The organism is Proteus columbae (assembly GCF_009914335.1).
Lineage (GTDB): Bacteria > Pseudomonadota > Gammaproteobacteria > Enterobacterales > Enterobacteriaceae > Proteus.
Genome location: NZ_CP043925.1, coordinates 2630371 through 2651235 on the forward strand (window position 1 = coordinate 2630371; position 20865 = coordinate 2651235).

The 20865-nt window shown below is 36.2% G+C and carries 17 protein-coding genes and 1 tRNA gene; 6 read left to right on the plus strand and 12 right to left on the minus strand.

Annotated features, from left to right (window positions below):
- Positions 1-23: 23 nt before the first annotated feature.
- Both aroC and prmB read right to left on the minus strand, forming a co-directional pair.
- Positions 24-1109, minus strand: a complete 1086-nt coding sequence (gene aroC, locus F1325_RS12595; protein ID WP_109370926.1) for a chorismate synthase — start codon at positions 1107-1109, stop codon at positions 24-26.
- 132 nt (positions 1110-1241) lie between these two features.
- On the minus strand, positions 1242-2171 hold the full coding sequence (gene prmB, locus F1325_RS12600; protein WP_109370927.1) for a 50S ribosomal protein L3 N(5)-glutamine methyltransferase: 930 nt from the start codon (positions 2169-2171) through the stop codon (positions 1242-1244).
- A 589-nt stretch (positions 2172-2760) separates the two neighbouring features.
- Between prmB and smrB the strand changes: the two genes are divergently transcribed.
- Positions 2761-3303, plus strand: coding sequence for an endonuclease SmrB (smrB, locus tag F1325_RS12605; RefSeq protein WP_109370928.1), 543 nt, complete (start codon positions 2761-2763; stop codon positions 3301-3303).
- A gap of 88 nt (positions 3304-3391) precedes the next feature.
- On the opposite strand, the gene sixA is transcribed toward smrB, so the two are convergent.
- The 4 genes from sixA to F1325_RS12625 all read right to left on the minus strand — a co-directional run bounded on the left by sixA (position 3392) and on the right by F1325_RS12625 (position 8244).
- Positions 3392-3865, minus strand: coding sequence for a phosphohistidine phosphatase SixA (gene sixA, locus F1325_RS12610; protein ID WP_160230538.1), 474 nt, complete (start codon positions 3863-3865; stop codon positions 3392-3394).
- 387 nt (positions 3866-4252) lie between these two features.
- The gene (gene fadJ / locus F1325_RS12615; protein ID WP_160230539.1) at positions 4253-6409 is read right to left on the minus strand and encodes a fatty acid oxidation complex subunit alpha FadJ; all 2157 of its coding nucleotides are present in this window, start codon (positions 6407-6409) and stop codon (positions 4253-4255) included.
- Positions 6409-7713, minus strand: coding sequence for an acetyl-CoA C-acyltransferase FadI (gene fadI / locus F1325_RS12620; RefSeq protein ID WP_160230540.1), 1305 nt, complete (start codon positions 7711-7713; stop codon positions 6409-6411). The genes fadJ and fadI overlap by 1 nt, the downstream gene beginning before the upstream one ends.
- Before the next feature lie 234 nt (positions 7714-7947).
- Complete coding sequence (locus F1325_RS12625) at positions 7948-8244, minus strand: YfcZ/YiiS family protein (protein WP_006533378.1); 297 nt, start codon at positions 8242-8244, stop codon at positions 7948-7950.
- A gap of 345 nt (positions 8245-8589) precedes the next feature.
- Between F1325_RS12625 and fadL the strand changes: the two genes are divergently transcribed.
- On the plus strand, positions 8590-9945 hold the full coding sequence (gene fadL, locus F1325_RS12630; RefSeq protein ID WP_109370933.1) for a long-chain fatty acid transporter FadL: 1356 nt from the start codon (positions 8590-8592) through the stop codon (positions 9943-9945).
- Positions 9946-10023: 78 nt separating this feature from the next.
- Here the strand turns inward: fadL and mlaA are convergent, their stop codons facing one another.
- The 5 genes from mlaA to F1325_RS12655 form a co-directional block, all read right to left on the minus strand.
- Positions 10024-10761, minus strand: coding sequence for a phospholipid-binding lipoprotein MlaA (mlaA, locus tag F1325_RS12635; RefSeq protein WP_109370934.1), 738 nt, complete (start codon positions 10759-10761; stop codon positions 10024-10026).
- Between the two features lie 208 nt (positions 10762-10969).
- Positions 10970-11200, minus strand: a complete 231-nt coding sequence (locus F1325_RS12640; protein WP_160230541.1) for a hypothetical protein — start codon at positions 11198-11200, stop codon at positions 10970-10972.
- A 188-nt stretch (positions 11201-11388) separates the two neighbouring features.
- Positions 11389-11748, minus strand: coding sequence for a dual specificity protein phosphatase family protein (locus F1325_RS12645; protein ID WP_160230542.1), 360 nt, complete (start codon positions 11746-11748; stop codon positions 11389-11391).
- Between the two features lie 119 nt (positions 11749-11867).
- Positions 11868-11942 (minus strand) — tRNA-Arg (locus F1325_RS12650).
- 196 nt (positions 11943-12138) lie between these two features.
- Positions 12139-12915 (minus strand): AraC family transcriptional regulator, encoded by a 777-nt coding sequence (locus tag F1325_RS12655; RefSeq protein ID WP_160230543.1) that lies wholly within the window; start codon positions 12913-12915, stop codon positions 12139-12141.
- A 104-nt stretch (positions 12916-13019) separates the two neighbouring features.
- Here F1325_RS12655 and F1325_RS12660 point away from each other — a divergent pair, with 104 nt between their 5' ends.
- The 4 genes from F1325_RS12660 (at position 13020) to phsC (ending at position 18360) form a co-directional block, all read left to right on the plus strand.
- Positions 13020-13823 (plus strand): sulfite exporter TauE/SafE family protein, encoded by an 804-nt coding sequence (locus F1325_RS12660; protein ID WP_109370938.1) that lies wholly within the window; start codon positions 13020-13022, stop codon positions 13821-13823.
- Positions 13824-14711: 888 nt separating this feature from the next.
- Entirely contained in the window at positions 14712-16991 is a 2280-nt protein-coding gene (phsA, locus tag F1325_RS12665) for a thiosulfate reductase PhsA (RefSeq protein ID WP_160230544.1), read from the plus strand.
- A 14-nt stretch (positions 16992-17005) separates the two neighbouring features.
- Positions 17006-17584: a 4Fe-4S dicluster domain-containing protein gene (locus F1325_RS12670; RefSeq protein WP_023581663.1), complete on the plus strand. Its 579-nt coding sequence runs from the start codon at positions 17006-17008 to the stop codon at positions 17582-17584.
- Positions 17581-18360, plus strand: a complete 780-nt coding sequence (phsC, locus tag F1325_RS12675; protein ID WP_109370939.1) for a thiosulfate reductase cytochrome B subunit — start codon at positions 17581-17583, stop codon at positions 18358-18360. The genes F1325_RS12670 and phsC overlap by 4 nt, the downstream gene beginning before the upstream one ends.
- A gap of 870 nt (positions 18361-19230) precedes the next feature.
- Here phsC and F1325_RS12680 read toward each other — a convergent pair.
- Positions 19231-19533, minus strand: coding sequence for a helix-turn-helix domain-containing protein (locus F1325_RS12680; protein ID WP_109370940.1), 303 nt, complete (start codon positions 19531-19533; stop codon positions 19231-19233).
- Between the last annotated feature and the right edge of the window lie 1332 nt (positions 19534-20865).

Here is a 20865-nt window from a genome sequence, read left to right on the forward strand (position 1 = left end):
ACTACGTTATTGACGTAGAATGATTACCATTGCATTAACGGAGGTACAACGTCACCACATTGACCACGTTGGCGCAATGCATGATCGAGCAACACAATTGCCATCATTGCCTCTGCAATCGGAATAGCGCGTATTCCCACACAAGGATCATGACGACCTTTGGTTATCATATCGACTTCTTCGCCATCACGATTTATCGTTTTACCAGCAATAGTAATGCTAGATGTTGGTTTTAAAGCGATATGAGCAACAATTGGCTGACCACTGCTAATTCCACCTAAAATGCCACCTGCATGGTTGCTAGTGAAACCATTCTTAGTGATTTCATCTCTATTTTCAGTGCCTTTTAATGTCACAACACCGAAACCATCACCAATTTCAATTCCTTTAACAGCATTGATACTCATTAATGCGTGTGCTAAGTCTGCATCTAGTCTGTCAAAAACTGGCTCTCCAAATCCTGCTGGCACACCCTCCGCAACCACAGTCACTTTTGCACCAATCGAGTTGCCTTCTTTTTTAAGCGCACGCATATATTCATCAAGTGCTTCTAAACGAGAAGGATCTGGGCAGAAAAATGGATTGGTTTCAACGATAGACCAATCAACAAGATCACAAGTAATTGGGCCTAGCTGAGAAAGATAGCCTTTTACTTCAATACCCATTTTCTCTTTTAGGTATTTTTTTGCGATTGCACCAGCAGCAACACGCATTGCGGTTTCTCGTGCAGAAGAGCGCCCACCGCCACGATAATCACGCAAACCATATTTTTGCTCGTAGGTATAATCGGCATGACCAGGACGAAAAACATCTTTGATTTCACTGTAATCTTGAGAACGTTGATCTGTGTTTTCAATCAGTAAACCAATGCTTGTTCCTGTTGTAACACCATTAAATACACCTGATAAAATGCGCACTTGGTCGGGTTCACGGCGCTGAGTGGTATAACGTGATGTTCCGGGTCTACGTCTATCTAAATCAACTTGTAAGTCAGCTTCTGTTAAAAGCAATCCAGGAGGTACACCATCAACAATGCAACCTAATGCAATACCATGAGACTCACCAAAAGTCGTGACTCTGAATAATTGTCCGATACTGTTTCCTGCCATCCCTTTATTCCTATCTTTTACTGTGTGATGTTATCAATATGTTATTTGCAATAAATAACAATCTACCGTCTCATTGCTGTTACATCAACGTTTATCAGTAGAACGTGTTGATCTTTTCTGCTTATTTTAAAGTCAGCACACTCTAGAAAAACACGCTGAATGTTCGACGAGCTGTTCACGAGTCAGCATAAAGACACCGAGTCCACCATTTTCAAACTCAAGCCATGTAAATGGAACTTCTGGGAATTGCTCAATAAGATGAACCATACTATTACCCACTTCACAGACTAAAATGCCATTCTCACTCAGATATTCAGGGGCTTTCAGTAAAATTTGTCTCGTAATATCTAGGCCATCAATACCCGAAGCTAATGCTAATTCAGGTTCAACTTGGTATTCATCAGGTAAATCACCCATATCTTCGACGTCGACATACGGAGGATTTGTCACAATAATATCGTAAGGCGTTGGAACAATGGCGTTAAATAGATCTGATTGCATTGGATAAACACGATGCACTAAACCATGATTTTCAATGTTAAATTCAGCCACTTCCAGAGCATCTTCAGAAATATCAACCGCATCGACTTCAGCATCTTCAAACTCATGAGCACAAGCAATCGCAATACAGCCACTTCCAGTACATAAGTCGAGAATGCGTGTTGGCTCTTGCTGAATTAAACCATCAAAATGGTTATTGATTAATTCACCAATAGGAGAGCGAGGGATAAGCACACGTTCATCAACATAAAATTCGTGACCACAGAACCAAGCGCTATGAGTTAAATAAGGGACTGGGATTTTTTGCTCAATTCGGCTTTCGATAAGCGTAATGATTTCCATCTTTTCAGAAGTTGTTAACTTGGTTGATAACAGTGCATCTGGAATATCTAAAGGAAGTGCAATGGTTGGTAATACAAGCTGTAATGCTTCATCCCATGCGTTATCTGTGCCATGCCCATAATAAATATCAGATGAATTAAACTGACTCATAGCCCAACGTAACATATCTAGGATAGTGCTTAGATCAGCAACCGCTTCCTCTTTTAGTGTTATATCCAAAACTGTTGTCCTCTGAAGAAATAGAAAGTCTGTAGTTTGCCATGAAGATGGCGATAAATCAGCGGGAAACCATAAAAAAACATCACTACTCTATTATTCTCTTTGCCATAACCATAGACTTACTATGGTTTTAAACTTCAATCAGCTAATCAAAAGCAAAATTTACGATCTACTCATAAATAAAGATTAGTGTTTTATACTTTTAATTTAACTTTTATTAGCAAGTTAATGGAATTGAACCATACTTAGTACATGAAAGAATTAACTGTGTACTAAAATGCGCCTATGGATTTTTTCATTCGATATGCAGTCATTTTAAAGCAAATAGCTAATTTTAAAGACTATTTTTGATATCAATTTATCGTTTTTTATCGCAACCTGAAGATATAACAACGTTTTATGTTCCACAGATATCATGAGTAGAGCAACTTGTTAACCAGCCTATATTTGCTAACTATGTGACTATTTCGGCAGGGTAAATTCCCTGCCTTTTTTTATGCTAAATTTATAGCCTATATTTTTTATCTCTAACACTATTTCATGTACTATTGCCTGATAAAGACAGTAACACTATGAAGAATCGTAAAAAATGAATAAAAAATTTTCATTGCCACCTTCTGAAATTGAGTTATTTCAGGAGATGATAAAAGGCACTAAGAAATTAGCTCAAGATAAAATACTTCATTCACCAAAACGTAAAAAAGTGACACACTACGCTGTTGAACGTTTACAACAAGAGCAAGTTGACGCCTCTTATTATTTTTCAGATGAATTTCAACCTAACTTAGCCACAGAAGGCCCAATGCGCTATTTAAGAGAAGGCGCTAATGCTTATGAATTAAAAAAGCTACGTCGTGGTGATTATGTACCTGAGTTTTTTCTAGATTTGCATGGATTAACACAACTAATTGCAAAACAAGAGATTGGTGCATTAATTGCGGCATGTAGACGAGAGCATGTTTATTGTGCCTGTATTATGCATGGTCATGGCAAACATATTTTAAAACAACAAACGCCACTTTGGTTAGCACAACACCCTGATGTAATCGCTTTTCATCAAGCTCCAAAAGAATGGGGAGGCGATGCTGCATTATTAGTCTTAGTGGAAAACGACGATATCGCTCGCCGCTAAACCCAAAAAATTCTATCGCATTAACCCTTAAATCACCTATCAGGTGAAATAAGGTGTTAATTACTTACTTAGATAATTGATTTAAATTTCATTTCAATGTTGAGGGTGACACTTGCCATAGCAACTCCCCTGCTCCTTTTGATAAGTCAAAATCAACACAAGCAATGGTTGATGTTGAAAACATAGGAGCACACACAGCTGGGCAGAGTTCAGCGACAACATAGCCAACTAAAGGTAAGTGAGAAATAACAAGAATATTTTTATATCCTGTATCTCCCAAGGCACGTAAGTAATGTGCAACATGTGAAGGATTACCACCGGGGATAAGTCCATCATCTATTTCTATTTTACTAGGTAGCGCTAAATCTGCTTTTATGGCATTCAATGTCTGTTGAGCACGTAAATAAGGACTAACTAAAACATAATCGATTGTATGTCCCTGCGTTGTCATCCATTCAGCCATTTTTATTGATTCACTTTTCCCACGTTCAGTCAGTGGTCTTAGTGCATCGCTAGCAGCATCAAGCGCCGCTTCTCCGTGGCGCATAATAAAAATTTGCATAGTAAATTATTAAACCTATTTTATTTTTGTAATTACTGGTATTTACACTTGTAAGATACTTAATTTAATTCAGTTTAAATCAATATGTTCCCATATAAAATCGTCAATACCCTAATTGCAATAGCATTATTAATCTTTTTAAGATCATGCCCTTGGTTTACAAATTAACATCATTTTCAGAATTTTATTTTAAAAAACTTTGTTTTTAAATTTATTTTCAAATAACTATTTTGCCATATCTGGCTATAATTAACACTTTCGACCTCTTTTTCCATTAAAAATTCACCAATTATTAATCTGACGCAAAAAGTACAAGAAAAAAGGCGCCTAAGCGCCTCAATCAAAACAAATGTCACAAAAGGAAAAAGCAATGGTAAAGAGATGATATTAATCGTAAAAACGTTCATTTCGTTTAGCCATTTCCACTAAACGCTCACAAGGGCGATATTTTTCTCCATATTTATCGGCAAGTTGGTTAAGTTTTTCTTCCACCTTTGTTGTTCCCATACTGTCCATATAACGGAATGGGCCACCAAAAAAAGGAGGAAAACCGATACCAAATACAGCACCAATATCACCATCTCGTGGTTGCTTTATAATATTCTCATCTAAACAACGAACCGCTTCATTTAACATCAATAATAAACAGCGTTCCGTAATTTCAGAGGAAGATAGTTGGTTTTTAGGCTTAATTTGTAATAGTCGATATATGGCTGGATCAGGTTGTTTTTTATTTTTACTGAATGAGAAAGGTAATGCATGTTTTGCATAAAGATAAAAACCTCGTCCATTTTTACGACCTTTTCTATCATCAGCAATAATGGCATCCACAGCAGGAGGAGAGGCAAATCTTTCACCAAATGCATTCACTAATATTGGCGTTATTTTTGTGCCAATATCAATACCCACTTCATCCAATAACTGAATAGGCCCTACGGGGAAGCCAAACTGAACAAGTGCTTTATCAATATTCTCAATAGGCTCCCCCTGTACTAAGCATGTCAATGCTTCACTGATATAAGGAGCAAGAATACGGTTAACATAGAATCCAGGTTTATCACCAACAACGATTGCAACTTTGCCCTGTTTTTTAGCAAAAGCGACAGTTGTAGCAATCGTTTTTTCATCAGTGTTTTCATGTGGAATAACTTCAACCAAAGGCATTTTTTCTACTGGACTAAAATAGTGAAGCCCGATCACTTTTTCTGGGTATTTTGCTGTTTCTGCAATTTTATGAATAGGAAGCGAAGAGGTATTTGAAGCAAAAATAATTTTACCTTTCCCCACGCCTTCAATATCTGCGACCATCTTCTGTTTTAAAGCAAGATCTTCAAAAACTGCTTCAACAATAATATTTGATTGATGAAAACCGCTGTAATCCAAGGAGCCCGAGAGCAGCCCCATTTGGCGCTGACGTTCACGTGCAGATAATCTTTTTTTACTCACTTTGGCTGAAAGCGCTTTCCAACTATAATTAAGTGCCTGAGCAATTCCCTTATCACTGATATCTTTAATTCTTGCTGGCAAATTACCTTTTGTCGCCGTGACAAAGGCAATACCACCGCCCATTAATCCACCACCTAAAATACCGATATGATGCAAATTATCTGGTTTTTCGGATGATCCTGTCTCATTCTTAAGTGCCGTAGAAGCAAAAAAGAGATGTCTTAATGCAAATGAAACTGGCGTCATAGCAAGTTCACCAAACGCATTTGCCTCTTCTTTAAACCCTGCTTGAATATCTTTTTCAAGACCACGTTCTATAACATGAAGAATACGCTCTGCTGCTGGATAGTGGCCTTTTGTCTTTGCTAATGTACGTTTTTTCGCTTGCCCAAAAAGAATATTTCTACCTAGCGTTGTATTAGCCCAGAAACGATCCATCACTGAATGTTTTTTCTGTTCTTTTTTACCCAATAAAATCCATTTAGCAGCAACTTCTAATAGAATATCTTGTGAGACAACATCATTTACAAGACCTAATTTTAAGGCTCGCTTCGCATTAACTTGTCTCCCCGTTAAGATCATATCTAACGCAGATGTCACACCAATAAGACGTGGTAAGCGTTGAGTACCACCAGAGCCAGGCAGCAATCCAAGTTGCACTTCAGGAAGCCCTAAACGCGTTTTGCTATTATCAGAACAAATTCTCCCATGACAGGCTAAGGCCAATTCAAGCCCTCCGCCAAGGCATGCGCCATTGATAGCGGCCACAACGGGCAATGGGTAGTTTTCAAGTTGAGTAAAAAGATCCTGTCCTGCTTTTGCTAATGCACTCGCTTCTTCTTTAGTTTTACAACCCGCAATCATGGAGATATCCGCACCCGCAATAAAACTGTCTGTTTTACCTGAGGTGATAATTAATCCTTTTACACCAGAATGTTGCTGAGCTTGCTTTAAAACATCTTGAAATTGCTGCACAAATTCTGCTTTTAACGTGTTTACTTTTTCACCAACAACATCAATGGTGATAACACCCACTTTGTCATTACGAACTGAGAACTGAAAAACAGATGATTTTTCTAGTGTTGTTTGTTGTTCCATTATTCCACCTCCAAAATCATCGCTGCACCCAATCCACCCGCAGCACAAGCTGTAGTTAACCCAAAACCGCCACCTCGACGTTTAAGTTCCTGTAGTGTTTGTGTGACCATTCTTGCGCCAGTCGCAGCAAAGGGATGCCCATAAGCAATAGAACCACCTAGCACATTAAATTTATCCATATCCACTTCTCCAATCGCCTTGGATAATCCTAGTTGCTCTTTAGCAAACCGTTCACTAGCAAACAACGTCAAATTACTGAGTGTTTGTGCGGCAAAAGCTTCATGCATATCAATTAACGTGAGATCACTCAAAGAAAGACCTGCGCGAGAAAGCGCAAGTGGTGTGGCATATGATGGCCCCAATAGCATATCTTTCCAGACATCTGTCGCGGTAAAAGCATAACTGCGTAAATAACCTAAAGGTTGATAACCAAGACTTTTTGCAACTGATTCTTTCATCATTAATACCGCGGCTGCGCCATCCGTTAATGGCGTACTGTTTGCGGCGGTGACACTACCATGTCGACGATCAAATGCCGGTTTTAGTTTGGCGTAAGAATCAAGAACAGAGTTTTTACGGATATTATTATCTTGATGAAAACCTTCTTTGTAAGGCGGAAAAAAAGCGGTCATCACTTCATCATTTAGTTTTCCCATCTCCCATGCTTTAGTTGCTAATTGATGGGAACGATGTGCTAATTCATCTTGAGCAACTCTAGAAATATGATAAGTCTTTGCCATTTGCTCTGCGGTGTCTCCCATGCGTAATCCTGTTGAATACTCAGCAACGGCAGGCGCTACAGGGAGCAAATCTCGAAATCGTAATTGGCTTAAATAACTTAATCGTTGACCTAATGATTTAGCCTTATTAAGACTTAATAAAACATCTGCAAGCTTTTTACTAACACCGATAGGCAAAACTGAAGACGAATCTGCGCCACCAGCAATACCGACAGAGACATGTCCTGCCATCATACTTTCTGCAACATTAGCAATCGCCTGAAAGCTTGTTGCACATGCTCTTGTTACACTATAAGCATCAGTTTTTACACTTAATCCTGCACCGAGCACAATTTCTCTAGCAATATTAGGTGCTTCTGGCATTTGAACCACTTGTCCGAAAACAAGTTGATCAATAATTTCGGGAGGAATTTCATTGCGAGTCACTAATTCTTGAACCACTGAACGCCCTAATTCAACCGCAGGTATTCCTCGATACGCAGTCGCTTGTTTAGCAAAAGGTAAACGTAGCCCGCTGACAATGGCGATGCGATCTTTCATAGCACTGTTCGTTGATGACTTCATAACGGCTCCTGACAAAATGATTTCCTAACACCAAAGAGGTCTGACCTGATAATAGTGTTAACAAAAATTTCACTTTTCAGAAACGTCATTTTACGAGAAGTGGGAGTTAGCGCTCAATATTTCGATGAAATGTCTGAAACTTAACAATAATGATAGAAAAGATAATGGTGTGATCGAGAGATATAAAAAAGGCTGTTGAATTTCAACAGCCTTAAATCTATTAATTTCAGAGGATTAACGTAATCCTAACTGGAAAATTAGGTTTTCTGCTTCACAAGAGAATGTAAAATCAGCGGTTAGTTGAACACCACCATCAACATCAGCAAATTGTTGATTAATTTTGCAAGGTTCTGAAGCGATAGATTGTGCTTTTGCACTGAGTTGATCTAACATTGCTTGCGCTTGTACTTTATCAGCGAAGACATGCTGATATGACGCTGTGCAATTCTTATTGTCAATAATAGTACCCACATCTACACAACAGCAAGCAGCGGTTTCTTCTGCACTACAACGATTAATTGCGTCTGCCATTTTAGTCTCCCAACGAAAGAAATGTTAATTATCTATCATAATCATAAAAAAATAAAATAAACTGCTTTAGCTCAAATTTTATTACAATTTTACAAAAATAATTGATTTTTCTGTTTATTTAACAATCAAAAACATCTTTATCGGGATATTTTGTGAAAAATATGTTAACCAAATCCCAATTATTGAATCAAAATAGAAATATTTGTAAAACATACTTGCAACATTTAGGGTAATCAACTTTATACTTAATCAACTGGTCTGATTTGTCATAACGACAACCGCACCTAAAATCCAGCGCTTCTAATCAGAAGTTACTAACTTAAAAAAATTATGAGGGTTTAGGTCATGAACCGTAAAAACCTGTTTACTCGCACAGCACTAGCTGCCATTGTAGGAGCAATCTCCTCTCAAGCAGGCGCTGCCGGTTTTCAGTTAAATGAATATTCAACTTCAGCACTAGGGCGTGCATTTTCAGGAGAAGGCGTTATTGCCGATGACGCAAGCGTAGGTAGCCGAAACCCAGCTGCACTGACTATGTTTGATCGCCCCGAATTTTCTGTCGGTGCTATCCTTATTAACCCAGGCGTTGATGTTAAAGGTAAATCACCTCTTACAGGTACTGATACCACTGCAAAAGATATCGCACCAAGTGCATTAGTACCTAATATCCACTTTGTAGCCCCCATCAATGATAAATGGGCCATTGGCGCATCAGGTACAACAAACTTTGGTTTAGCGACAGATTTCCCTAACGATTATCCTGCAGGACTTATCGGCGGTAAAACTGATCTGAAAACCATGAACTTAAACTTAAGTGCAGGTTACCGTGTAAATAACCAATTTAGCGTAGGTTTAGGGTTAAATGCTCTTTACGCTGATGCGGAAATTACTCGTCATGTTGGTGAAGCAGGTAAAGTGTTAGGTGGTGCATTATCTCAAAAACCTGGCATGGGACAATTAGGTAGTTATTTATCAAGTTTATCTCCTAGCGATCGCTTTGCTCAGTTAAAAGGTGATGCATGGGGCTTTGGCTGGAACGCAGGTCTATTATACGAATTTGATGAAGGTAACCGCATTAGCTTCACTTATCGCTCTAAAGTAAAAGTGAAATTTAAAGACGGCGAATATCAAAGTGATTTACGCCCTATTCCACAACTCGAAGGAATGGGAATTGTCGGCACTAACGGTGAAACCATTAAAGGCAAACTTGATCTTAACCTACCTGAAATTTGGGAATTTGCAGCTTACCACCGCGTCGCACCAAAATGGGCTGTTCACTATAACTTCGCTTACACCAGTTGGAGTGCGTTCGAAGAGTTAAGAGCAACGCGTAAGAGTGATGGTCAACAACTGTTTAAGAAAGAAGAAGGCTTCCGTGATGCATGGCGTGTGGCTTTAGGTACAACCTATTATCACGATGATAACTGGACATTCCGTACTGGTATTGCCTTTGATGATAGCCCAGTTCCTGCTGATAAACGTTCTATTTCCATTCCAGACCAAGATCGCTTCTGGTTAAGTGCAGGTACAACTTATGCATTTAATAAAGATATGTCTGTTGACGTGGGCTTAGCGTATATGCACGGTAAAAAAGTCACAATCAAAGAGAAATTATCTGAAGATTTACCATTGCCTGCTTATGAATTTGAATCATCAGGTAAAGCATGGTTATACGGTATGAACTTTAACTACCGTTTTTAATTTTCACTGTATTTTTTATACAAAAAATGGTCTTTTTTAAGACCATTTTTCATTTATACATAAAACTAACAACAAAGGTTAGTCAATGGAATCTAAGTCATCTTCGATAGCTTTCGCATTAGGGTTTTCTTTTACTGTACCCGCTTGGAAGTCATTACTTTGGAAATAGGCTTCACGCATCATTAGATAAGGATCAGACGAGTTTTGTAAAATTGCATCAGAGTCGAGCAATTGTGCTCGTGTTTCAATGCCTTCTAATGCCCATTTACCCGCCGACATCCAAAATGTTAAATAGCTCAGCATAGGATACGTTAAATCAGCCCAATCACCACCTTCTTCACGGACAGTAAAGCTACCATAGCCCGGTACAACAACATAAGGGCCGTAATCCATACCATAATGCCCTAATGTGCTACCAAATCGCATTGGGACTTCTTTTTCCATCGTCTCTTTAGACATGCCAGCAACATCTATTAAACCACCCATACCAAAAACGGTATTAATCCAGAAACGACCAAAATGTTTTGCACCCTTTTCAAAGTCACCACGCAATACGCTGTTTACCATACTTGCAGGCTCTTCTAAATTACCTAAAAAGTTAGATAAGCCATTTCTTGCTGGTGGTGGCACATAATCACGCCAAACAACGGCAACAGGACGTAAGATATAGGGGTCTAAAACATAGTAGTTAAAATCAAACATCTGGCGGTTAAACCCTTCTAATGGGTCAGAGCGCCCCTCCCCATTATTAGGGGTACTTGCACATCCTGAAAGTAAGGCGACTGAAAGAGCAACACCGCACAGGCGATACTTCATAATGTTCTCCGCTAATTATCTTATGATGAGCAGCATCATAGTTCGCATATTCATAAACTCTAGACATAATACTGTCAATGCATGATAAGTGGTACTTTTATTAGGTTTTGATCTTATAAGATAATTCGGGTTTTGTGATTACCTTATCGAGCGGATTTAAAATATTAGCCCAATATTATTAGGCTAATATAAAAATACATGATGTGATTTAATTATATTCTTTTATCGCTAATAGCTCTTCTGGATCTAGGTATGAAAAATGCTTTTTTAGTGAAGGCTTACCAGAAATATGCAAATCATCTTTAACCACTAACGTGCCATTTTCAGTATAAAAATTCACTAAATACTCAAGATTTTCGTCAGTAACAGCTTGGTTTGCATCGGTTATTAATTGCGTTAGCAATTGGGTATGTTGTTCCAATTCTTCAGTAGTGAACATTTTCCTCTCCTTATCTTTAAGCCAGATAAGGAATTTAAATAAAAAAACCGCTCATCAGGAGAGTTCTTAAATACAATCAATTCCCACCACTAAGTGATGGTAATAATAATTGCTGGAAAAGTTGTATAATATGACATAAAAATAAACCTTATAAATAGACTAAATAAAATCTAGCAGTAATTTATTTTTTAAACAAAAAATACAGGATCAGACATGCTATTTATTTTACACAATACCTCAATAATGTCCTTATCAGTAATTCTATTAGCGTTCATTTTTACTTGGAAGGTTTCTAATTGTGTACCTTTTACATCATCACTATGATATTCGCGTAAGTTAATAATCGTTTTGATGCCTTGGGCTTCTAACCATTTCATTTCACCCGGTGTTGGCTGTCCTGAACGATAAACTTTTCCTGAAACTTGATGGAAATTTTCAGGAGGTACAAGAATATCAATTGACCTAGAGTTACACCCCGCCAGTAGAAAAAAATAAGTAATAAATAAAAATTTCAGATATCGAATATCATTAATTGATTTTATGTCCATATAAAAATCTAAATTTATTATTGGTGATTGAACGAAGAAGTAAAACAAGGGTGATAATAGCGTGAACTGATAAACACAGCTCTAGGAATAATATCTAAATTTACAGGATGGGTAATAGATGGCGTTCCCTACAGGAATCGAACCTGTAACTAGCCCTTAGGAGGGGCTTGTTATATCCATTTAACTAAGGGAACATACGTAATAAAATTAAGTACAACTTATGGACGGGCTATATTTTACCCCCCTCACTCTCTATTAATCAAGTTTTAACGCACTGATATTGGAAGGAATTTTTTTGTTTCTTTTTTGAACAATGTAATTTGGCTTAAAAACCATCTGATAAATATCAGCATCAATGATTATGGCTTGTTCTTATATATGTCTGTTCTATTAAAACTCTTTCAGTTGTTTTAAAAACAATTTCGGTGAATATCCCATCTCTTTATTAAACATCGCACTAAAGGCACTCGGATTTTCATAACCCAGTTCTAAAGCAACTTCAGTAACTGAATCACCTCTCTTTAAAGCGGTTAACGCATACATTAAACACGCTTTTTGACGCCAGTCTCGAAAAGAAAGACCCGTTTCTTTATGAAAAAGACGGGTAAAAGTACGTAGGCTCTTATTTAATTTTTCAGCCCACATTTCTGGTGTCGTGCGAATATTAGGTTGTGACATAAATTCAGTACACAATTCATCTAATAAAGCATGTTGCGGTAATGGTGTAAAATAAGGCAATGGCTTAGCATGAGCTAATTCATGACAAAGCAAAGTCAATAATGCGCTATCTCGTCCACCTAAATCATAAAGTAAAGGAAGTTCATTGGCCGAAAGTAATAGCTGATGAAGCAGAGGGGAAACTTGTAAAACCTCACAATATTCTGAGTGACGGGGAATTTTATTAGGCTCAATATAGAGACTATAAGTACTACTCCCCAACATCAGCACTTGATGTACCTTTTCTGCTAGGATCCACACGCCACTGTAAGGTAATACAATCCATTGACCATCTTCTGTTTTAACTTTCATTACCCCATTAGGGGCATATAAAAATTGAGCTCGTCGATGATGGTGAGCTTCAAGTAATGTGTCATAAGGATAATCAGAGCCTAATGCTAAAATATCACGAGGAAGGTTATCCACACTGTTGATATCGATATTACGCATAATATTTAAATTGTCCTAAATTCGTATAAACTTGTCATTATCGCGTGGGTAAGCCATCATTTTATTCTATATTGTTAATCTCCTGACTCAACAGGAGATTTGAAATGACACTCTGGCTGATTTCTTTTGGTTTAATTTCAGGCATCACAACATGGTTATTTGGCTTTGGCGGTGGCTTTGTCACTGTTCCCTTACTCTATACACTGATTCTTACACTCTGGGGAATAGACAGTTTACCTGCTGAACATGCTATGCAAATCGCGGTTGCTACCTCTGCATTAATTATGTTGTTTTCTGCAACAGTCACAACCATTAAACACCATAAGGCAAAAAGGCTTGATTGGAATATCATGTCCATTCTGTTTATTGGTATTGCTTTTGGTGGGATCTTAGGTGCTCTTCTCGCCTTAACGGTTAAAGGTGTGTGGATCAAATGGATCTTTATTGGTTATCTTTTTGTCACTATATTAGACTGCTATTTTCGCCCTGGTTTTATGGCTCCTACTCACAACTCAAAAAAAGTGACCAAAGCAAAAGAAAGCATTAATGGCACAGTAATTGGTATTATTGCCGCTTTTCTAGGGGTTGGTGGAAGTGTGATGACAGTACCTTTATTGCGCCGTAGAGGAACACCAATGGCACAATCCGCAGCAATCGCCAATGCATTAACCTTACCTTTAGCACTCACTGCAACATTCACTTATGTCGCCCTCTCTTTTACGTCACCTTTAAATAGTGAATCTGGTTTTATTGGTTATATTTGGCTAAAAGCTGCACTTATTCTGATTTGTAGCACTTGGGTTGGCTTGAAGATCTCTGAACGCTTTTTATCTCGTATTCCCGACAAATGGCATGCAAGAGTTTATCCTCTGTTACTGAGTCTTGTTTTAATTGTCATGCTGTTTTAAATCCTTTCTTCTATTTCTATATAGAAGAGACGAAGGCAATAAACAACGAAAAAACAATAATGGCTACACATAAAATAGTGGCAAATGGTGGTTTTGAACGTTCAAAAAATCGCCATTTTTTTAACATTTCACCCTATCTTTTTCCTACGCACCTTCACTTAGCATTAATGATATTAAGACACATAAAACAAAAAATATCTCTTTTTGACAATCACGATACAGTTCCATAACTATTAATATCATTAATTAATATTTAAACATAATGAACAATAATTTATAAATTGTCTCGTATTTAGCACCAGTCTGTTCACGTTTTACTGAGCCTTTTTTGTACCATTAATCACCAATTTATTTTTCTTTTTTATTTGTATTTATCATCAAAATAATAAGTTAGCTGTTTTTCAAAAGAAGATAATTTAAGAAGAAACTGGATTTAAACAACATAAAAAATATTATTTATTCTCATTTTTAAATAACAAATTAATTACAATATAACGAATCACCGATATATAAATTATTATATATCGATAGACTTTTTTGTCAAATTTTAATTATTATTAATCATATATTTTAAATACACTTTAATAAAATAGATTGATACCATAAACCAGTGAATTTAAAAGAACAATCTGTAACTGTTATATCCCTTAAAATCTCCTATTTCTTCTCCAAACTTTTATAATAGTATCCAATGAAAGAAAATAATTATCATTTGATTTTGTCTATTTTAGTTAAATTATTTAGTGACATTTATTAACGTCTTATTCTCTATTATTTATTATTTACAACCAAGTCATCACTTATGGATTAATAAAATGGAGACGCCTTCAAATATTTATTTAACCGTCTGTATATAATATTTAGCTATAAGAAGAAACTGGAGGTTATATGAGTATTAGTCGTCGTTCTTTTATTAAGGGGATGGGAATAGGATGTGTGGGTTGTACCGTGAGTAGTTTGCCACCGGGTGCACTTGCATTTAATCCAGTAGATTCTCTTAAGGGTCAGTCAAAATTAACACCTAGCCTGTGTGAAATGTGTTCTTATCGTTGTCCAATAGAAGCTCAGGTTGTTAACAACAAGACCGTTTTTATCCAAGGAAATAGAAATGCGGAACACCAGAGTAGCCGAGTTTGTGCAAGAGGTGGAAGTGGCGTTAGCCTAGTTAATGATCCAAACCGGATTGTCAAACCCATGAAACACAAAGGCCCTAGAGGTGCTGGTGAATGGGAAGTAATAAGCTGGGAACAAGCTTATCAAGAAATTGCAGAAAAAATGAATACCATAAAACAAAATTATGGTGCAGAAAGTATCTCTTTTTCATCTAAATCAGGTTCACTCTCTTCTCACCTTTTCCATTTGGCAGCCGCATTTGGTTCACCGAACACGTTTACACACGCATCGACTTGCCCTGCGGGTAAAGCCATTGCAGCATCAGTGATGATGGGTGGCGATCTTGCGATGGATTTAGCAAATTCTAAGTATATTATCTCTTTCGGTCATAACCTTTATGAAGGTATTGAAGTCTCTGAAACGCACGAACTAATGAGCGCCCAAGAGCGTGGTGCAAAACTAGTCAGTTTTGATCCTCGTTTATCTGTCGTTTCAAGTAAAGCTGATGAGTGGTTCGCAATCCGCCCAGGCGGGGATTTACCTGTTTTAATGGCAATGAGCCATATTCTTATTAAAGAAGATCTTTACGATAAAGATTTTATTGAGAAATTTACCGTTGGCTTCCCACAATTAAAAGACGTTTTACAAGATACAACACCTGAATGGGCTCAAGCACATTCTGATGTTCCCGCTGAAGATATTGTTCGTATCACACGCGAAATAGCAGCAAAAGCACCTCATGCACTGATTATGCCTGGTCACCGCGCAACCTTTAATAAAGAAGAAATCAATATGCGCAGAATGATCTTCACCCTCAATGCCTTACTCGGCAATATTGAACGTGAAGGCGGTATGTATCAGAAAAAAGCAGCTTCAAAATATAATAAATTAGCAGGCATTAATGTTGCTCCTGAATTAGCGAAACCAAGCGTTAAAGGTATGCCTGAAATTACCGCAAAACGCATTGATGCAACAGCACCTCAGTTCAAATACATCAATAAAGGTGGTGGTATTGTTCAGTCCATTATTGATTCAACTTTAGAAGGTGTGCCGTATCAAACAAGAGCATGGATTATGTCTCGTCATAATCCATTCCAAACGGTCAGTTGTCGTCCAGAGTTGGAAAAAGCAGCACAGAAATTAGATTTAATTGTTAGCTGTGATGTGTATTTAAGTGAAAGTGCTGCTTATGCAGATTATCTGTTACCTGAAACCACTTATTTAGAGCGTGATGAAGAGATTTCTGATGTTTCAGGGCTAAATCCTGCTTATGCCTTACGCCAGCAAGTTGTTGAACCTATTGGCGATACAAAACCAAGCTGGTTAATTTGGATGGAACTAGGTAAAAAATTAGGTCTAAGCCAATATTTTCCTTGGGAAAATATGGGCGTTCGTCAGTTGTATCAAGTTAATGGCGATGAAGCACTGTATAAAGAAATCCATAAAAAAGGCTATTTATCTTATGGTATTCCATTGCTATTACGTGAACCTACCTATGTTAAAGCGTTCGTAGAACAATATCCTGATGCGATTAAGCATGTTGATGACAATGATATGATGGAAAAATCCCTCTCATTTAAATCACCAAGTGGCTTAATTGAAATTTACTCTGAAGAATTAGAAAGCCGTTTAGAAAACTATGGTATTCCACGCTTCCACAACTTCCCATTAAAAGAAAAAGACGAGCTTTATTTTATCCAAGGTAAAGTCGCCGTTCATACTAATGGTGCAACACAATACGTACCATTATTAGCTGAATTAATGTGGGAAAACCCAGTTTGGCTACACCCTGAAACAGCTAAAAATCATGGAATTAAACATGGTGATGAAATCATTCTGGAAAACAGTATAGGCAAAGAAAAAGCACATGCTTTGATCACTGAAGGCATTCGCCCTGACACCGTATTTGTTTATATGGGATCAGGTGCAAAAGCAGGTGCGAAAACAGCAGCGACTACAACAGGCGTTCACTGTGGCAACTTATTACCTCATGAAATTAGTCCTGTATCAGGTACTGATGTGCATACATCAGGTGTCAGAATTAGTCGGGCTTAAGGAAAAAAATAACGATGAACAATAATGATAAACAATTTGTCATGTTACATGATGAGAAACGTTGTATTGGCTGCCAAGCTTGTACTGTTGCGTGTAAAGTCATCAATGACATTCCAGAAGGATTTAGCCGACTTCAAGTCCAAATTCAAGGTCCTCATGACGACGAAGCAGGTAACCCACATTACCAATTTTTCCGTGTTTCTTGCCAGCATTGTGAGGATGCACCTTGTGTTTCTGTTTGTCCTACTGGTGCCTCTTTTATTGATGAGAATGGTATCGTTCAGGTGAAAAAAGAGCTGTGTATCGGCTGTGATTACTGTGTTGGTGCTTGTCCTTACCATGTTCGTTATATCAATCCAATGACGCATATCGCAGACAAATGCAACTTCTGTTCTGATACTCGATTAGCTGAGGGTGAATTACCTGCATGTGTATCGGTATGCCCAACAGATGCACTTGCTTTTGGTCGCATCGACTCACCTGAAATTCAGGCTTGGATCAAACAAAAATCCGTTTATCAATACCAATTAGATAATGTCGGAAAACCAAGTTTATTCCGTCGTAAAGAAATCCATCAGGGAGATAAAGCATGACTAGTATCTGGGGAGCAGAACTCCATTATACGCCAGATTATTGGCCTGTATGGTTAATGGCAGCTGGTTTATTAATCGTTGCTATGATAGCAGTATTAGTTATTCATGGCTTACTACGCTATGCCCTTGCGCCAAAACACTCTGGTCATTATGAAGAAGAGCGAGTTTATTTATATTCTAAAGCAATTCGTTTTTGGCACTGGGGTAATGCTTTACTGTTTATCCTATTACTATTAAGCGGATTTTTAGGGCATTTCTCTATCGGAAATGTCACTTCAATGGTGCTATTACATAAGATCTGTGGTTTTGTACTTATCGCATTCTGGATTGGTTTTATTTTTATCAATCTAACAACCAGTAACGGTGTGCATTACAAAGTAAGATTTAGCGGATTAATTGGTCGTTGTATCAAACAAGCTCGCTTTTATCTTTACGGTATAATGAAAGGCGAACCACATCCTTTCGCAGCAACTGAAACTGATAAATTTAACCCACTTCAGCAACTCGCTTACCTAGGTGTGATGTTTGGCTTAGTGCCACTGTTACTTGTTACTGGTTTATTATGTTTATATCCTGAAGTCCTCGGTTATGGCTATTGGATGCTAAAAGCACACTTAGTATTAGGAATAGTGGCATTAATGTTTATTTGTGCACACTTCTACTTATGTACACTGGGTGATACTTTCACTCAAACATTCCGTAGCATGATCGATGGTCATCACCGTCACCAGAAACATGATGATCATGGTTCCATAGCAGAAAAAACAGAGCATTAATTTCTCAATATTCCTTCTGTTACGTTTCATTTCCTAAAATGCCCGTTTGAACGGGCATTTTTTTGATCTTAATTCAGAAATAATTTTATAGTTTTATTATTAGCAAATATATCATTTTATTTACATGTTATTCGGTGTATATTCGGCGCCCCTTTCGATATATAAATATTTATATAATGATATACATTGCATTTGCGATGGGTATCGTTATATATATTTTTTAATATCACCCTCACCGATCAGCAACTCAAACACATTCTTAAACCTCTCAAAGACTAACTGTTACCGCCTCTTCATATTCACAGCGAAGAGGCAACAATAGTCCATCCCAATGTGATATTAACTACTATTATCCATAGATAGTCATTTAATGATAAATACTTAAATTTTGATCTAATAACGTATTCCCTCCAATGCACACATTTTGTCTTTATCATATTAAAATTCATTCTTTTTAAATTTATTGGTATAAAAGGCATAAGTTATACGTTTAATAGCTTCAAAAATGTTATCAGGAGGTGAAATCGTGGTGGATAATATAAGAGGTAATTTTATGGGAAGCTTATTCTAAACAAGTATTAATTAGCTGTTTTTTTCTCATACAAATAAATACGAGAATATATTTCTCTAAGTATGAAACTCTCAGTTCATTTGTAATAAAATTATTCTTTTTTCTTGAAAATTAAAAATTCTCATTCTCTATATACGTAAAATGCCCTAATAAGGGCATTGGTTTCATATAGAGGCTTTATTTCATCTATTAAGAAAATTCTTATTATTAACTAACCAGAGAGAAACACTTACATATAAGAATTATCTTACTCAATTTAGTTATTCTAAAATGAGTTACTTTCTAATTTAAGAATATTATTAGAAGATAGAAAGAGCCTTGCTATCGAAATGAGCTGGAATATGTTGTTCATGACGCTCAGTTTCTTGAGCTATTCCACCTGTTACTTCTTCAAAGAAGCTACCAATATTAACGCCTAGTACTTCAAGAACTCTAACTAAGCAATCAATATCAATACGGTTTACACCACGCTCATAACGAAATAACTGTTGTTCACTAATATCAATCTCTTTTGCTAACTGAAATACAGTATAACCTTGAGATTTTCTTAATGACTTAATTTTTTGTCCAACTGCATAAGCGACTGGATACTTGCTACTCATAATATTGTTCTCGCTTTTCACTTTGATTGATATCTAATTTTATAATGGTGTGTTCCTGCGCAATAATATGTAAAAATATATACTATCGAGGACACCTTTTTGTTTTAATAAAATATTATTTTTAGTAGATAAGAAATATTACAATTCATAACATGACTTATCATATGTAAATAATATACTACGCATTTAAACACTTTCAACTAGTCAAAAAAAGACAGTACAAGTACAATGATTTACTCATACTAGTAAACAATACCTAGGATAATGGTACATTCCCTTTATTTTCATGCAGTTAAAATATTTTATTTATAAAATTACGCTTTTTTTTCCTTAAACTTTACTCATTAATTAGAATTATTATCTACTACAAGCTTAATTTAAAGTGTGATTGTTTGAATTGTGTAAAAATAAATCAACTTATATCAGTCTAATTTATTTAAAATAATAAATTAACCTCATAAAGGTAACGATTTTCTTATTTTTATTAAATAACTTAAGCAATATCAATGAAATCTGATGAGTTTACAAAAAAATCAATATTATAGTTTAATTTCAATAAATTACATGCATTGCATTGAAATATAGATATAAATCTCATTTTAAACATTTGTTAATTAATTTATATAAGCATAAACCCTTACTCTTTCAACTAAATATATTACAAAACCTACAATTCTTTATTACTCTAGAATAAAAAATTATAGATTTAATTACTCATTTTTTTTGAATTTTTATTAATGAATAACTTATTTTAATTTTCAATTAGATTAAAAACCTTCTTTATGAAATAGAAAAAAGGTGAATGTTAATATAAATATATTTTGTTTTATCAGTAAGTTATTAGAATACTACACTTATTACCATAAAAACTATTCTTTTTATGAGCATAAAATACTATTCTTTCTTTTTCACTCAAATACGCGTATTTGATACATTACAAAAATAATGTAATCATCGCATCTTAAGCCAAATTAACGAGGGAATGAACTATTAATTATCGCCTTTAGCATGATCTAATTTTGTTAAAAAAAACAAAAATTAATCTTTTTACGTCCTAAGTAACTATACTCATTCCATATAAGAGTTATTCTTAGGGCAAAATAAACATTAATATTTTTATATAATTTATATTCCTGCTAAATGCACAATTTTCTCCATTTTTCTTAAAAAATGAAATTAACCACTTCAGGACAAATCAATTAATGATGAAACAAGTGCTTTTTGCTTTATATCATTTACTATCTAGTTCATTATGATGAAAAAATTGATAGATATCAAATTTTGAAATTAATTTATTTTAAATCATAGAATTAAGCAAGATATCCCGCTCTA

Excerpts from the sequence above, each read along its gene's own strand:
- F1325_RS12640 (WP_160230541.1), bottom strand. The coding sequence starts at position 11,200 with ATGTTCACTACTGAAGAATTGGAACAACATACCCAATTGCTAACGCAA.
- smrB (WP_109370928.1), top strand. The coding sequence starts at position 2,761 with ATGAATAAAAAATTTTCATTGCCACCTTCTGAAATTGAGTTATTTCAG.
- F1325_RS12660 (WP_109370938.1), top strand. The coding sequence starts at position 13,020 with ATGACACTCTGGCTGATTTCTTTTGGTTTAATTTCAGGCATCACAACA.
- F1325_RS12655 (WP_160230543.1), bottom strand. The coding sequence starts at position 12,915 with ATGCGTAATATCGATATCAACAGTGTGGATAACCTTCCTCGTGATATT.
- sixA (WP_160230538.1), bottom strand. The coding sequence starts at position 3,865 with ATGCAAATTTTTATTATGCGCCACGGAGAAGCGGCGCTTGATGCTGCT.
- mlaA (WP_109370934.1), bottom strand. The coding sequence starts at position 10,761 with ATGAAGTATCGCCTGTGCGGTGTTGCTCTTTCAGTCGCCTTACTTTCA.
- fadL (WP_109370933.1), top strand. The coding sequence starts at position 8,590 with ATGAACCGTAAAAACCTGTTTACTCGCACAGCACTAGCTGCCATTGTA.
- fadI (WP_160230540.1), bottom strand. The coding sequence starts at position 7,713 with ATGAAGTCATCAACGAACAGTGCTATGAAAGATCGCATCGCCATTGTC.
- F1325_RS12670 (WP_023581663.1), top strand. The coding sequence starts at position 17,006 with ATGAACAATAATGATAAACAATTTGTCATGTTACATGATGAGAAACGT.
- F1325_RS12645 (WP_160230542.1), bottom strand. The coding sequence starts at position 11,748 with ATGGACATAAAATCAATTAATGATATTCGATATCTGAAATTTTTATTT.
- fadJ (WP_160230539.1), bottom strand. The coding sequence starts at position 6,409 with ATGGAACAACAAACAACACTAGAAAAATCATCTGTTTTTCAGTTCTCA.
- F1325_RS12625 (WP_006533378.1), bottom strand. The coding sequence starts at position 8,244 with ATGGCAGACGCAATTAATCGTTGTAGTGCAGAAGAAACCGCTGCTTGC.
- F1325_RS12680 (WP_109370940.1), bottom strand. The coding sequence starts at position 19,533 with ATGAGTAGCAAGTATCCAGTCGCTTATGCAGTTGGACAAAAAATTAAG.
- phsC (WP_109370939.1), top strand. The coding sequence starts at position 17,581 with ATGACTAGTATCTGGGGAGCAGAACTCCATTATACGCCAGATTATTGG.
- phsA (WP_160230544.1), top strand. The coding sequence starts at position 14,712 with ATGAGTATTAGTCGTCGTTCTTTTATTAAGGGGATGGGAATAGGATGT.
- aroC (WP_109370926.1), bottom strand. The coding sequence starts at position 1,109 with ATGGCAGGAAACAGTATCGGACAATTATTCAGAGTCACGACTTTTGGT.